The organism is Arthrobacter sp. TJ-270, from assembly GCF_058269075.1.
The window spans coordinates 1-13950 of sequence record NZ_JBZCNB010000006.1; the positions used below are offsets into that span (position 1 = coordinate 1).

General features: G+C 62.9%; 13 protein-coding genes, 1 tRNA gene, 1 rRNA gene and 1 riboswitch. Of the genes, 7 read left to right on the forward strand and 8 right to left on the reverse strand.

Annotated elements, in window-relative coordinates:
- The first annotated feature begins 218 nt into the window (after window positions 1-218).
- The 4 genes from rrf to AC4D2M_RS11845 all read left to right on the forward strand — a co-directional run bounded on the left by rrf (window position 219) and on the right by AC4D2M_RS11845 (window position 2951).
- Window positions 219-335 (forward strand): 5S ribosomal RNA (gene rrf / locus AC4D2M_RS11830).
- Window positions 336-417: 82 nt separating this feature from the next.
- Window positions 418-900, forward strand: a complete 483-nt coding sequence (locus AC4D2M_RS11835; protein WP_490892082.1) for an SRPBCC family protein — start codon at window positions 418-420, stop codon at window positions 898-900.
- Window positions 897-2288 (forward strand): FAD-binding oxidoreductase, encoded by a 1392-nt coding sequence (locus AC4D2M_RS11840; protein ID WP_490892083.1) that lies wholly within the window; start codon window positions 897-899, stop codon window positions 2286-2288. The genes AC4D2M_RS11835 and AC4D2M_RS11840 overlap by 4 nt, the downstream gene beginning before the upstream one ends.
- Before the next feature lie 120 nt (window positions 2289-2408).
- Window positions 2409-2951, forward strand: a complete 543-nt coding sequence (locus AC4D2M_RS11845) for a hypothetical protein (RefSeq protein ID WP_490892084.1) — start codon at window positions 2409-2411, stop codon at window positions 2949-2951.
- A 109-nt stretch (window positions 2952-3060) separates the two neighbouring features.
- On the opposite strand, the gene AC4D2M_RS11850 is transcribed toward AC4D2M_RS11845, so the two are convergent.
- The 4 genes from AC4D2M_RS11850 to otsA form a co-directional block, all read right to left on the reverse strand.
- Window positions 3061-4419 carry a DUF4032 domain-containing protein gene (locus AC4D2M_RS11850; RefSeq protein WP_490892085.1) on the reverse strand — a complete coding sequence of 453 codons (1359 nt, stop codon included), beginning with the start codon at window positions 4417-4419 and terminating at the stop codon, window positions 3061-3063.
- A 109-nt stretch (window positions 4420-4528) separates the two neighbouring features.
- Window positions 4529-5617 carry an ABC transporter ATP-binding protein gene (locus AC4D2M_RS11855; protein ID WP_490892086.1) on the reverse strand — a complete coding sequence of 363 codons (1089 nt, stop codon included), beginning with the start codon at window positions 5615-5617 and terminating at the stop codon, window positions 4529-4531.
- A gap of 138 nt (window positions 5618-5755) precedes the next feature.
- The gene (gene otsB / locus AC4D2M_RS11860) at window positions 5756-6541 is read right to left on the reverse strand and encodes a trehalose-phosphatase (RefSeq protein ID WP_490892087.1); all 786 of its coding nucleotides are present in this window, start codon (window positions 6539-6541) and stop codon (window positions 5756-5758) included.
- Window positions 6534-7979, reverse strand: a complete 1446-nt coding sequence (gene otsA / locus AC4D2M_RS11865; RefSeq protein ID WP_490892088.1) for an alpha,alpha-trehalose-phosphate synthase (UDP-forming) — start codon at window positions 7977-7979, stop codon at window positions 6534-6536. Before otsA ends, otsB begins: the two co-directional genes overlap by 8 nt.
- A 133-nt stretch (window positions 7980-8112) precedes the next feature.
- On the opposite strand from otsA, the gene AC4D2M_RS11870 reads away from it, so the two are divergent.
- Both AC4D2M_RS11870 and AC4D2M_RS11875 read left to right on the forward strand, forming a co-directional pair.
- The gene (locus AC4D2M_RS11870) at window positions 8113-8952 is read left to right on the forward strand and encodes a DsbA family protein (RefSeq protein WP_490892089.1); all 840 of its coding nucleotides are present in this window, start codon (window positions 8113-8115) and stop codon (window positions 8950-8952) included.
- A 108-nt stretch (window positions 8953-9060) separates the two neighbouring features.
- Window positions 9061-9137: transfer RNA gene (locus AC4D2M_RS11875), tRNA-Thr, on the forward strand.
- Between the two features lie 78 nt (window positions 9138-9215).
- Here the strand turns inward: AC4D2M_RS11875 and AC4D2M_RS11880 are convergent.
- Window positions 9216-9494 (reverse strand): DUF3040 domain-containing protein, encoded by a 279-nt coding sequence (locus tag AC4D2M_RS11880; RefSeq protein WP_490892090.1) that lies wholly within the window; start codon window positions 9492-9494, stop codon window positions 9216-9218.
- Window positions 9495-9852: 358 nt separating this feature from the next.
- A riboswitch (SAM riboswitch) is annotated at window positions 9853-9949 on the forward strand.
- 10 nt (window positions 9950-9959) lie between these two features.
- Here AC4D2M_RS11880 and AC4D2M_RS11885 point away from each other — a divergent pair.
- Window positions 9960-11198 (forward strand): cobalamin-independent methionine synthase II family protein, encoded by a 1239-nt coding sequence (locus AC4D2M_RS11885; protein ID WP_490892091.1) that lies wholly within the window; start codon window positions 9960-9962, stop codon window positions 11196-11198.
- A 101-nt stretch (window positions 11199-11299) separates the two neighbouring features.
- Here AC4D2M_RS11885 and AC4D2M_RS11890 read toward each other — a convergent pair whose 3' ends face one another.
- The 3 genes from AC4D2M_RS11890 to AC4D2M_RS11900 all read right to left on the reverse strand — a co-directional run bounded on the left by AC4D2M_RS11890 (window position 11300) and on the right by AC4D2M_RS11900 (window position 13933).
- Window positions 11300-12193, reverse strand: a complete 894-nt coding sequence (locus AC4D2M_RS11890; RefSeq protein ID WP_490892092.1) for an HNH endonuclease — start codon at window positions 12191-12193, stop codon at window positions 11300-11302.
- Window positions 12194-12288: 95 nt separating this feature from the next.
- Window positions 12289-12888 carry a uracil-DNA glycosylase family protein gene (locus tag AC4D2M_RS11895; protein ID WP_490892093.1) on the reverse strand — a complete coding sequence of 200 codons (600 nt, stop codon included), beginning with the start codon at window positions 12886-12888 and terminating at the stop codon, window positions 12289-12291.
- A 148-nt stretch (window positions 12889-13036) separates the two neighbouring features.
- Window positions 13037-13933 carry a DNA/RNA non-specific endonuclease gene (locus AC4D2M_RS11900; RefSeq protein WP_490892094.1) on the reverse strand — a complete coding sequence of 299 codons (897 nt, stop codon included), beginning with the start codon at window positions 13931-13933 and terminating at the stop codon, window positions 13037-13039.
- Between the last annotated feature and the right edge of the window lie 17 nt (window positions 13934-13950).

Below are 13950 nucleotides of genomic sequence, written 5' to 3' on the forward strand. Positions count from 1 at the left end.
TTGACACCACAAAACACATGAAATGCTACGCGTCCACTATGCGGTTCCCAACCAACAACCCCGCACCCCTTGTTCACCTTTGCTGCCTCCGGGCGGTAAGGGAGTGAAGGGGTGCAGGCCAGGTACGGCACCACCATTTACAACTGCATAAGCACCACCAAGTTGTAACCACTAGTTTTCCCGCCCCCCACATCCGACGGGGGAGAGGGTAAAAGGGTTACGGCGGTCATAGCGTGGGGGAAACGCCCGGTCCCATTCCGAACCCGGAAGCTAAGACCCACAGCGCCGATGGTACTGCACCCGAGAGAGTGTGGGAGAGTAGGACACCGCCGGACAACACTCAAGGCAAGGGCCTCACCAGGATGGTGAGGCCCTTCCCGTTTAACCACACCCCACCAACCACACTAAAGTCGCACTATGGACAGCCTCTTTTCCCATGGCGACGCCGGCCCGGCCGACGCTGCTTCCAGTACCCCTCCTGAGTCACTCAAAGCCGAGGTGACTGTTCCCCAGACTGCGGACGATTCCTTCGCCGGTTTCACTGATGGGATCCACCTATGGTGGCCTGCAGACCAGACCCGCTTCGGAGAGGGAACCCACCCGGAGTTCACTGACGGCGAGCTCGTCGAGGAGGACGCTTCCGGAAACTCTTCTTTGTGGGCAACCCTCCTTGAAACGCCGTCGGTGACAGATCTACAGCTTGCGTGGCACCATCAGGGCAATGCCAATCTCTCGAGCCATGTCGGAGTGTCGTTCACTTCCGACGGCGCGGGCACGCGCGTCAGCGTCGTCCATGATGGCTGGGCCACCGGGGAGCTCGGTCATGAACAGTTCGCTGCCGCTCCCAAATGGTCGGCCGTGCTGGCGTCCTACAGACGCTTCATGGGAGGCTCGGCATGACAGCAGACGCCGATCGTCCCAAGGCTCCTACCCTGGTCACAGAACTTGTCGCCAAGATGGAACGGTCCCGGGTGCTGACCGACGGTGACGCTCTCAGAAGCTACTCGCGCGACCAGGGCCCCGTAGCGGAGCCCGCCGAGCCGGCCGTCGTCGTGCTGGCGGAGAGCACCGCGGAGGTGCAGCACGTTATGCGGTGTGCACAGCGATGGGGTGTTCCTGTCGTCGCGAGGGGGACAGGCACCAGCCTTTCGGGCGGTGCGCATGCCGTGCCGGGGTGCATCGTGCTCAGCCTCGAACGAATGAACCGCATTCTTGAGGTACGCCCGCAGGACGAGCTCGCCGTCGTCGAGCCTGGAGTAATTAATGCTGACCTCAATATCGCCGTCGCGCCACACGGCCTGATGTACGCACCTGATCCAGCGAGCCATACGATCTCCACGCTGGGCGGCAACGTCGCAACGAATGCAGGCGGCCTGCGCTGCGCGAAGTACGGGGTGACCCGCGATTCCGTACTGGCCCTCGACGTCGTGCTGGCCGACGGCACGCTCATTCACACCGGACACGCGACCTTCAAAGGGGTAGCCGGATACGACCTGACCGCCCTCTTCGTGGGGTCCGAGGGGACGCTGGGCATCGTCGTCGGAATCACGGTGCGCCTGAAGTACCTCCCCGTCGAAACGCGTACCCTCGCTGCCTTCTTCCCAGACCTCCCGGCAGCAGCCGCCGGCGTCCTGGCCATCGGCGCGGCGCGCGTTCAGCCGGCCATCCTGGAACTCCTCGACGGCAACACACTGCGCATCCTTGATACAGCATTCAATTCGAACCTCGCTGCCAGAGGTGGTGCTCTCCTGCTCGTTCAGACCGACGGTTTCGGTGCGGAGGCGGAAGCCGTCGTCGTGCGCAAGGTGCTTGCCCAGGCGGGTGCCACGGTGGAGGCGGAAGACGATACGGAAGCGGGGATGCTCCTCGACCTGCGCCGTAATGCCAGGGGTGACGGCGTCGACGACGACTTCCGGGTCGGTGAGGACGTGGCTGTCCCGCGCTCCCAGCTCGTCCACTACGCTGCCGAACTCGAGCGGATCGCGCGCGAGCACCGTGTGCGTCTCCGTCTCGTTGCCCACGCCGGAGACGGAAACCTTCACCCCACATTCTGGGTCTCTCGAGAGGAGAGCGAGTCAGGGGTCGAGAGACTTCACAGGGCACTGGACGAATCGGTGCGGGTTGCTCTGGCGCTCGGTGGAACCATCACCGGGGAACACGGAGTCGGGCAGTACAAACTGCGGTGGCTCCCCTGGGAGCAGGGCCCGGAGGTTCTGGACCTGCAACGGCGGATCAGAGAGGTGTTCGACCCCGCCGGAATCCTCAACCCGGGCAAGGCGATACCCTGACAGGCAACCATGGGCGACGGCGGCTCCTACCGACTACGGTTGTGTCCTGCGGATAGACTGAAATCAGCCAGCGCCGCGGCAGGGGCCAGTGGCGTCACACCTGAGAAATGGGGAAATACCGTGTCAGACAACACCACCGGTCAGCCGGGCCAGAACGGCGGCCAGGACGACTCCTCCCGCTACCCGGCCGGACAGCAGTGGCAGCAGCCGACGTCGTCGAACGAGCCCCAGGGCCAGCAGCCCCCCGGCTACGGGCAGCCCTACGGCCAGCAGTCTCCCTCTGGTTACGGGCAGGCACAGGGTTCGCCCTACGCGACGCCGGGTGGATACGGCGGCGGTTACGGCCAGCCGGCAGAGAACCCCGGGAAGACCCTCGGCATCGTTGGGCTGATCTGCGCCATCATCTGGCCCATCTCCATTGTCGGCCTGATCATTTCCATCATCGCAATGGTGAAGTCGCGGAAGGCCGGGATGGGCAACGGTTTCGCCCTCGCCGGCATCATCATCGGCGCGATCGGAGTCATCACAGGCATCATCGCCATCATCGGCCTGATCGCGCTCATTCCTTTCTCGCAGGAAGTAATCGAGTTCTGCCAATCCGCGGGTCCCGGTGTTCACGAGTTCCAAGGTCAGCAGATTGACTGCAGCCAGCTGAACCCGTAGCGAGCACGGACCAAGTCAGCGATACTTCAAAGAAAAAGCGTCCGCGGATCGGGGCACAAGCCCTGAACCGCGGACGCTTTTCTCTTGTGTTGTTAGAGCGAGAGCCGGTCTAACTTCCTTCCTGCGCCCCGCCGCTGATGATGTTCAGCGTATTGGTGTCGGCGGTCAGCATAATCGCGGCTTCGTCGCGACGGTGCCGCAGGACGGAGTCAAGATAGGACTGCACGGCTTCGGCGAGCGGAACGTTGCGGTCCTGCTTCTCGGACATGTACCAGCGGTGCTCCAGCACCTCGTGAACCACCTCCGCAGGCTCAAGCTTCCCGCCCAGCTCTCGGGGGACCGCGCGGACGATCGGTTCGAAGACGTGGGAGAACCACTGGTGCGCGCTGATCTCCTCGTCCAGGTCGGGGGAGTTGTCTGCCCGGTACGCGTCCATGTCGTTGAGCAGGCGCCGCGCCTGGTTTTCCTGCGCGTCGATGCCGGTGAGGCGGATGAGGCGGCGGCTGTGGTGCCCGGCGTCGACCACTTTCGGCTGCAGCTGGATCTGGGAAGTCTCGGAGACGGTCTTGATCGCGTACTCCTCGACGTCGAATCCGAGCTCGTTCAGGCGACGGATTCTGGCATTGACGCGCCAGCGTTCGACCAGCTCGAAGGACTCCTGCTCCGTAAGCTCGGTCCACAGGCGGCGGTAGCTGTCCATGATGAGCTCACTGGTAGCCAGCGGATCCACCTTCTCCTCGATGAGCCCGCCCTCGGCGAGGTCCATCAGCTCACCGGCGATGTTGACGCGTGCAATCTCAAGGTCGTATTCACGCTGGCCCGTGGACAGCTCGGGGTACAACTCGCCGGTCTCGGCGTCCACAAGGTAGGCGGCGAAAGCCCCGGCGTCGCGCCTGAAGAGGGTGTTGGACAGCGACACGTCGCCCCAGTAGAAACCGATCAGGTGAAGACGGACAAGGAGCAGCGCCTGGGCGTCGATCAGTCGCGTCAGGGTGTCCTTCCGCAGCATCTGGGAGAACAGTGCGCGATACGGCATAGAGAACTTCAAGTGGCGCGTTACCAGGACTGGATTCAGTTCCTCGCCATCGAGCGTCTTCCGGCCGGAGATGACGGCCACCGGCTCCACGCACGGTACATCCAGGCGCTGTAGCTTGCGGAGCATGTGGTACTCGTGCCGGGCGATGTGCTCACTGGTCTCCTTCACGGCGATCACGGATCCACCCAGATGTGCGAAACGCACGATGTGCCGGGAGATGCCTCGAGGAAGCGCGGCGAGGTACTCAGAGGGCCATTCTTCAAGCGCGAGGTGCCACGGCAGGTCGAGCAACTCGGGGTCGGTCGCCGCTGCGGTGATGTTGAGCGATCCCAGCGAGCCTTCGTCGAGTGCGCTGCGGGTCCGGGGCAACTTGCCGGGCTGATCGTAGTCCGTTGGCTCGTGATGCCAGTTGGCCTGGTTCGAATCAGTCATGGTGATTTTATCTGTCCTAAAAACGACGGTGGCCCCTTTCGGTTGAGTTTACCGTCAACCGAAAGGGGCCATCGCGGGATGTTTACCGAACCGCTAAGAGGGCGGGATGTTACACGTGGTCAGCCAGGCGGAGCCCGTCCTTGGTGTCGAACAGGTGCGTGTGACCCTTCACCGGCCGCACGTACACGGTGTCGCCCTTCCTCGGAGGGCGGCGTCCGTCGACGCGTGCCACGATGTCGTGATCCTGGCCGTTGAGCGAGGTGTGTCCGTAAAGGTATGCGTCAGCGCCGAGTTCCTCGACGACGTCAACCTCAACCCGCAAGCCTTCACCGGCGCCGACGAGGCCCAGGTCTTCGGGACGGACACCCAGAGTCACGGTGCTGCCGTGTGCGTTGCCCAGGACATCGCGGGGAATCGGGTAGGTGGTGTCACCGAACTGTACGCCGGCCTCCGTGGTGGGCAGCTCGAGCAGGTTCATGGCCGGGGAGCCGATGAAGCCGGCAACGAAGACATTCTTCGGGCGCTCGTACAGGTTGCGCGGGGTGTCGACCTGCTGGAGGATGCCGTCCTTCAGGACTGCGACACGGTCACCCATGGTCATGGCCTCAACCTGATCGTGGGTGACGTACACGGTGGTGACACCGAGGCGGCGGGTCAGCGAAGCGATCTGCGTACGGGTCTGAACGCGGAGCTTGGCGTCGAGGTTCGACAGCGGCTCATCCATGAGGAAGACCTGCGGGTTACGCACGATTGCGCGGCCCATTGCAACACGCTGGCGCTGACCGCCGGAGAGAGCCTTTGGCTTGCGGTCGAGGTAGTCCTCGAGGTCGAGAAGCTTCGCGGCTTCGCGGACCCGCTGGGCACGCTCTTCCTTGGCGATGCCCGCAATCTTCAGCGCGAAGCCCATGTTGTCGGCAACGGACATGTGAGGGTACAGCGCGTAGTTCTGGAAAACCATCGCGATGTCGCGGTCTTTCGGGGGAACGTCGGTGACGTCGCGGTCACCGATGAGGATGCGGCCGGAGTTGACGTCTTCCAGGCCGGCCAGCATGCGGAGTGAGGTGGACTTTCCGCAACCGGAGGGTCCGACGAGAACGAGGAATTCGCCGTCTGCGATCTCGATGTTGAGCTTGTCTACAGCGGGCTTTTCAGTGCCCGGGTACAGGCGCGTAGCCTGGTCAAACGTTACCGTTGCCATTTTTTCTTATCCTTTTCACGGGCAGGTACGTGCCCGACGATCCGTAGTGAATGGAAATATTCAATTGGAGCGATTCAGTTCGCAGGCCGAGTTCGACCTACCGTGAACTGGGTCACAAGAAGAGAGTATGGCACGAAGTCAGGCAGAGGCGCCAGCACCGCGTAACGTGACCAACTCCTGCAGCACCTCAACGAGCTGTTCCGGAGAGGTGATCCGGTAGGGCGCAGCCGTCTGCCCGTCGCCGACCTTGATACCGACATCCGGTGCGGTGAGGATGTTGAAGGCATGCTCGTCGGTGACATCATCACCGGCAAAAACGACGGCGGTGGCGCCCGTCAACTCGCGCAGTGACCGCAAGCCTTTGCCCTTGTCAGCCTGCACAACGGACAGCTCAAGGACATTCTTGCCGTGGCTCAGGTGGACACCTTCCAACGAGGACAGTTCGGTGCGCGCAACCGAAGCAGCTGACTCGGCCGTCTCGGCATCAGCGGTCCTGGTATGGAGAACGACGCCGGCCGGTTTCAGTTCCAGCAGCGTGCCGGGGTGGGCATCGACAACCTTCCGAATGGCATCGGTGGCATTTCGGAGTATCTCGGCTTGTGAAGGAGTCAGCTCGAGTGGCGCACCGTCGGGGCCGGTCCAGGTTTCGGCGCCGTGGCTGCCGATGAGCAGGGTTTCCGGTTCGGGGGAGGCAACCAGGCGCAGGCTGTCCAGCGCGCGCCCGGAGATGAGCGCCGTCGTCGTGCGTGGAAGTTGCGCCAGTTCACGCAGAGCTGCCGCAGATCCGGGCAGTGCGCGGGCATCCTCCGCACGGTCAACCAACGGCGACATGGTGCCGTCGAAGTCGAGGGCGATCAGCAGCGTGTCCGTGGCGGCCGCCGTCGCCAGCGCGGAAAGCAGTTCTGGGCTCAGCGATTCAGACAAGGAGTTCCTCCCGGGTGCCGTTCTGCAGTTCGGAGAGGAACGCCTTTGACCAGCGTTCGACGTCGTTCTGCAGCACTTGGCGCCGCATGGTCCGCATGCGGCGGCTTGCCTCGGACGGGGTCATCTCGAGCGCGGCGAGAATGGCACTCTTGAGCCCGTCGATATCGTGTGGGTTAACCAGAATGGCCTGACGCAGCGTGTCTGCCGCCCCGGCGAACTCGCTGAGCACCAGTGCACCGCGGTTGCCCGTCCGCGCCGCGACGTACTCTTTCGCGACCAGGTTCATGCCGTCGCGCAGCGCGGTCACAAGCATGACGTCGGCAGCCAGGTACAGCGCGACCATCTCCTCCACGGGGTAGCTGTGGTGGAGGTAGCGGATGGCTGTGTTGGCGATGGTGTCGTAGGTGCCGTTGATGCGTCCGACGGCGCCTTCCACCTCTTCGCGGAGCAGCCGATACTGTTCCACCCGTTCCCGGCTGGGGCTTGCCACCTGAATGAGCGCAGCGTCCTCGACCTGGACCATGTCGTCGGCGAGGAGTTCCTCGTATGCTTTCAGGCGGTGACCGATGCCCTTGGTGTAGTCGAGGCGGTCAACACCGAGCAGAATGTGCTTGGGATTCCCGAGTTCACGGCGGATTTCCTGGGAGCGTTCGATGATGTCCGGGCGGTTCGCCAGGTCGACGATGCGCTGCACGTCGATGGAGATCGGGAAGGCCTCGGCCCGCGATACGTAGTCAGGTGCACCGTCCGCGCCCTTCACCTGCACCTGCTGCTGACGGACCGCGAGCCCAAGGAAGCGGCGCACGCAGCGCAGGAAGTTGCTGGCATCGCTCGGCCGTTGGAAGCCGATCAGGTCGGCGCCGAGCAGGCCTTCGATGACCTGGCGGCGCCACGGGAGTTGCGCATAGATCTCCAGCGGAGGGAAAGGAATGTGGTTGAAGAAACCGATCTTCAGATCCGGTCGGGCTTCGCGGAGGAGCTTGGGAACGAGCTGGAGTTGGTAATCCTGCACCCACACGGTGGCGCCTTCGGCTGCTACGGCTGCGGTCGCCGCTGCAAAGCGCTCGTTGACCTTCCGGTATGAATCCCACCAGTGGCGGTGGAACTCGGGCGGTGCTATGACGTCGTGGTACAGCGGCCAGAGCGTGGCGTTCGAAAAGCCTTCATAGTAGAACTCGACTTCATCTTCGCTCAGGGGGACGGGAACGAGCCGGATGTCAGTGTGGTCGAAGGCTTCGAGGGTCTCGTCAGCAGCACCATGCCACCCCACCCACGCGCCGTCGGCCTTCTCCATGACGGGAGCCAGCGCGGTGACCAGCCCGCCGGGTGACCGCCGCCAGGTGCCGTTGCCGTCGTCGTCGGTCACGCGATCAACCGGAAGCCGGTTGGACACGACAATGAACTCGAACTCACCGTACGTTGTGTCACCTGATTGCATACTGTCTCCCTGACGATGGTAGGCCTACTTATGACTTTAGCTGGTTGGGCGGCGCGGCCGCGCGGCGGGGAAGCGCTCAGCTACGTCGCCTAAAGTGGGTCGAAGACGGAACCGATGTGAACAACGAGGACTGATGACGCCCAGTAATCCCAGACCCAGCAAGGCCCAGCGGAAGTCGGAGGCGCGGCAGGAGATGGAGACGCGGCAGCAGCGGGCATCCTTCCTCATCAAGTGGGGAGTTGTGGCGGCCGTCGTTGCCATTCTCGTGATCGTCGGTCTCATCGTCGCCGGGAACATGCGCAACGAGGTCCCCGATGCAGGTCCGGCCCCTGAACATGGCAACGAGTACGGCGGGATCGCACTGACGTCCACGACCGAGCTTGCGCCCACCACCGTGGACACCGTCGACGTCGCCACACTGCCGGAGGAAGCGCCCAGCCCAGCGGGGCCGCCGCCCGGTGTGGCTGCGACCAGTGCTGACGAGCCGGTGCAGATAGTGGCCTACATCGACGTGAACTGCGTGCACTGTGCCAACTTCGAGCGCACTCACGCGGAGCAGATACAAACCTGGCTCGATGAGGGCGCCATCACTTTCGAGTACCGGAACGTTGCGTACCTCGACCCCAACTCGCAGACGGACTATTCCTCCCGGGGTGCTGCCGCCCTTGCCTGCGTTGCGGATAGCTCGCCGCCGGCCTACTGGGACTTCTCAACGGCACTGTTCGGTAATTTCGAGAACGGCGAACTGTCCGATGCGGAACTCGCGGAGATGGCCACAACTGCCGGTGCCGGGGACATCACGGCCTGCCTCGATGACAATACTTTCCGACCGTGGGTGAAATTCGGAACCCAGGCAGCCGAAACCTACGGGGTCAACGGCACTCCCACTGTGTTCGTCGACGGTGAGGAGGTACCGGACGCGGTGAGCGACTTTGCAACGGTCACCCGGGAGAAGGTCGAAGCCAGGAACTGAGAATTTCCAAGCCCACTGATTTCCCGCCGACCGCGGCGCTGGGCTAATCTTGTGTAGCGCCGTTGGAAGTTCATTTACGACGACGGCGCCTGCTGGCTCAGCCAGTCCGCCTCCTTAGCTCAGTTGGCCAGAGCACCTGTCTTGTAAACAGGGGGTCGCCGGTTCGAATCCGGCAGGGGGCTCCACTAAGAAGGCTGGTTGACTGCCGCAACACCGCTAGCTCCGCGAGGCCTCGTTGCCGGCCGACAGACCTAACCGGGACATTAGGGGAAGCGGCGCGTGCTCCAACCGCTGAAGAAGAGGTAAGCTCCCGCGCCTGCTGCGAGGAAACCCAGGACACCGAGAATGGTCAGCTGCATGCTGATTCCAGCGATGATTAGTCCGAAGCCGGCCAGGATGGTCAGCAGCCCATAAACTTCGCGCGCGCCGATACGCTTGGATGGTCCCGCGTCTTGTAACTTGTGGGCCAGATCGGGGTCCTCTGCCGCGAGCTCCTCTTCGAGCTCCCGTAGGCGTCTACGCTCTTCATCCGATAGCGGCATCAACGGCCTTCTTGTCCCTGGTCTTGCGGAGCTTCACCGACAGGGAACGGCGCGTAACAGCGACGGACCCGGCGATGACTTTCATAATGCTTGCTCTGTATCCAGTATGGTCCTTGCCCGGGGGAGAGCACAGAGCGACCTATGGATCTCGAAAGTGGGAATTGGTCAGGCTTTAGCAGCGCTCATCCCATTCACCGCTCTAAGCTTCGTGGGATGCTTCGTTTCGGTTCATGACGGGGTGTTTTTGGGTGGGGGCTGACAGTGCCACCATGATGGTGGGAGCCTCTTCTGTTGGTGCTCGGCCTGTGGCCGTGGAGAGGGCGTGCCTGCGTCACCGGTGGATTTAGAGCCCTAAACCCCACCATCCAGAGCAGCTGAGAGACCTGCCTCCCTGACGCTGCAGCTTCCCCCGGACCTCCCATCCGGAACGGTGCTAATGGCAGGACCGATGGAAGGAACAGCACCATGACAACTGACCGCATTCACACCAGCCACGCCGGTTCCCTGCCGCGCACACCGGAACTGATCGCCGCCAACGCCGCCAGAACCCTCGCTGAGGATGGCTTCACCCTGCAGCGAACCCCGGAATTCGAGGGCCTGCTCACCTCCGCCGTGGTGGACCTCGTCCAGTGGCAGAAGGACCTCGGAATTACCATCCCGGGGGATGGCGAGTACGGCAAGGCCATGTCGAATGCCGTGGACTACGGCGCCTGGTGGACCTACAGCTTCCAGCGTACCGCCGGTCTTGAACTGACGGACTACAACCCGATCCTCGCCGATGCCGTGCGCAGCGAACCCGGCGCGATCAAACTGACGTCGTTCGCGGATCGGCGCGACTGGACTCGCTTCGCAGCAGCGTATCAGGACCCTGAGAGCGGAATCCAGCTTGGCAAAAACGCCACGGCGTTCCCCTCCGCTACCGGTCCAATTTCATACATCGGCCAGGATGCACTGGCCTCGGACATAGCGAACCTCAAGGTAGGCCTTGACGCGGCGAACGTCCGAACGGGGTTCATCACCGCACTTTCGCCGGGGTCGGCGAGCAGGATCGGCAACGATTACTACGCCAGCGAGGAAGAGTTCATCTATGCATGGGCCGACGTGCTGCGCGAGGAATACCGGGCCATCGTCGACGCCGGTCTCATCGTCCAGATCGATGACCCCTCCCTCGCTGAGAACTGGGATCAGATCAACCCCGAACCCAGCGTCGAGGACTACCAGCGCTTCACCCGCATTCGGGTGGAGGCCCTCAACTACGCACTGCGGGGCCTGCCGGAGGACCAGGTCCGAGTGCACGTGTGCTGGGGATCCTGGCATGGTCCGCACACGACGGATCTAGAGTTCCGGCACATATTGGACCTTGTGCTGAGCATCAACGCCGGGTCGTACTCCTTCGAGGCCGCGAACGCGCGCCACGAACACGAGTGGGCCCTTTGGCAGGACACCACGCTGCCGGACGGAAAACTCATAGTGCCCGGTGTCGTCTCCCATGCGACGAACGTGGTTGAACACCCTGAGCTGGTCGCGCAGCGCATCGAACGCTTCGCGAGCTTGGTAGGGCGCGAGAATGTCATCGCCTCGACCGACTGCGGCCTCGGAGGGCGACTCCACCCGCAGATCGCCACAGCCAAGCTTGAAGCTTTGGGCCGCGGGGCGCAGATCGCCTCAAACAAGTTGTTCGGCCGTTCAGCGACGCTGATCTAACCGTACAAAACACCCTAGGGAACTCTGAGCGGGACGACACGTCGTTGATGTGTCGTCCCGCTGCATGTCGTCTGGGGCGGCGGATGCCGGTCCGGAATCGTTCATTCTGTAACAGAGCGAGCTTGGGCGATCCTTAGTGCAGCGTCCTGCGCTCGCTGTTGCTCCGCGGTGACGACCACTCCCGGCAAATGCCCCGCGGTCGCGATCATGGCGCGCAGCTCGGCAAGGGTATACGGGGTGGGGCGTCTACTGTGAGCCATGTAGTGGCAGTTCGGGCACAACGGGACCAGATCGGTGATCGGGTCGATCTCATAGTCGGGCCCAAGTAAGGAGGCCGGCACCGTGTGGTGGACGTGAATGAATCCGGCGCCCTCAGCGCCATACTTGGCCTCGTAATCGAAACCGCAGGCATGACAGTTCGGCCCGTGATGGGCGATCGCGACGGCTCTCGTTTCGGGACTGCGCTCGTACCGGTTGGTCGGAACGCGAATCAACGCGGCCTCCGGATATGAGCCCGGGAGCGGGTCCAGGGTATTCGCGCTCGGAGACGCACCGTCCAGAACATGTTCTGCCCAGACCGCCCTCATTGCCGCCTCCGCGTTGGACTGGATCTGCTTGCCCGAGGTGATTGCTGTCTTCCAATCGATGTTGGGAATCCGAGCCACCAGTTCATCCATGCGCAGCTGTTCGCCCTCGGGCAGGAGAAGGTCGAACTGCACGCCGACATGCAGGCGGGGGCTGTCACTGTTCGGATCGGAAAGTGTCACCGCTGACGGTTGATCAATCGTGAATCCGTGCCCGATCAAACCTCGCTGGTTGGGCCTACCCCCATGCACGAACAACCAGGTTTCAGTACCAACAGGCAAGGGCTTCCCGATGACGAGCGGCCAGCGCTCCACATGCCACCCGGAACGCCGCACCTCTGCAACTATCGTTGGATAGAACCCACCCCAGTTCCCCCTATCCGGGTCCCAGCCCAGAAGTACTGCCGTCATGAGGTCAGTGTGTCACTCAGGCGGCAGACTTGCGACGGCGCTGCGTTCCTGGCGGTTGACGGCGCAGGCGGGCGCTTCGGATGAGGTGACGTTTGTCAGCCGACCAGACGCTTTGCGCGTTCGACGGCCTTTCTAAGCTCGTCCTGCTTTGCCTTGCGGGACAATGACTGCGGGCCGACACCCGGGGCCTTGATTACGGTGACCCGGGGGACCCGGTCTTGTAGATGCTTGTCCCAGGTCTGCTGTACGGCATCACTGCAGAGCAGGACAACCTCCAGTCGCGGCAGAAGGCGCAGCACAGAGCCCAACGCCTTTGCGCCTGCCGTCCGGTTGTCAGCATTGGGGTTCGACACGAGGAAGGGAACCATGTTCCACATCAGGACGCCTTCGTGTAGACCGGCGGAATCGCGCTCGATCCAGCATCGCTCTGCGGCGCTGTCGGGGTTGTCGACGGACACGAAACCTGTTCCGCTTTCGGAGAGCACTTCCTCCTGCGGGCGGTCCAGCACGAAGAGAACGCGTGCCTGGTCTCCGGCGTCAGCCGGGTCGAAGTGGGGAATGGGTGTTGATCTGATGGCTGCGTAGCTGGCTCGCCATTGCTCCAGGCTCTGAACGTGCGGTGCAGTCGCCAACATGGATTTGCGGTTCTCGAGGACCGCATCGTCGGCCAGGGCTTGCGGGTGGTCGAGGTACATACCTCCACTGTATCCGGTGCGTTCGCTTCGTCTTACGGCTTTCTCGGACCAATCAGCCTGAATGACACCCTATCGCCACGATTATGCTCAGAGGAAGCGTTGGGATGTGCGCCGATTCACATGGCGGCGGTGTCCTACTGTTCCGGCTTCAGCCTTGCAGGTCGAAGTCCAGGTCGAGGCACTCCGGAGTGGACAGCTCCCTCCACACCGACGTGATGACCGCTGTTGGCAGCTCAGCCGAAATAGGCATGCGGTCCGCCTTTACAAGCTGTGCCATCCTCAGCCCGGTGAGAGCGGCGATGTCTCGGATAGGCACCTGAAAGGTGCGGAAGGGGCCCAGCGGCGGAGCCTCGTCCAGAGCTCCGGGTAGCTCGACGTCCGGCAGATCCTGCAGTTGAGGGGTCTGATCCACGACGTAACCCGTAGCGGCAAGCGAGCCCTCGAAGAGGAAGGCAGCGACCTTGAAGTAACGAAGCGGTATCTCAGTTCCCCGATACACCGGATCACGGTCACTGAAGATGGGCCCAGTAAAAACAACAAGGCGCCGAGCATTGCCGGCGGCGTTCTCCAACAGATAGGTTTCAAGCCCAAGCCACAACTCAAGACCCTGATTGAACCCGGCAGCCTGCGGGGCGGCGTTCGTGTAGAAGAAGGTATCGGTATTCGCTTGCTCCGCTTCTGCTCGGGTCTTGCCCCAAACAGCTGACGCGCGACGCGCCAGGTGCCCCCGGTCAATGTCATTCCGGGCGTAGACTCTCTCGCCGGTCTGCAGGTCAGCGCTCAATCGAGGATCCATGCGCCAGCCAATGCCCGAACGGTCGAGGTTCATCAGCGTGGCGCCATCGATACCGAGTCCGGCGACAGCTGCCAGGCGCTTGTCGGGTCGCATCAGCACCGAGAAGTGCGTGTAGGGGAGCAGGACGGTTTCGGAGCCCGTCAGCGAGGGCAGCAGCACCTCAAAACCGAGGAACTCCTCATCGAAGCCGAGGCGACCGGCGAGGTCCCCGGCCGTCAGCGGCTGCGGTTCAGGCAAAAGAGCATCCATTGCCGGAACATATCAGT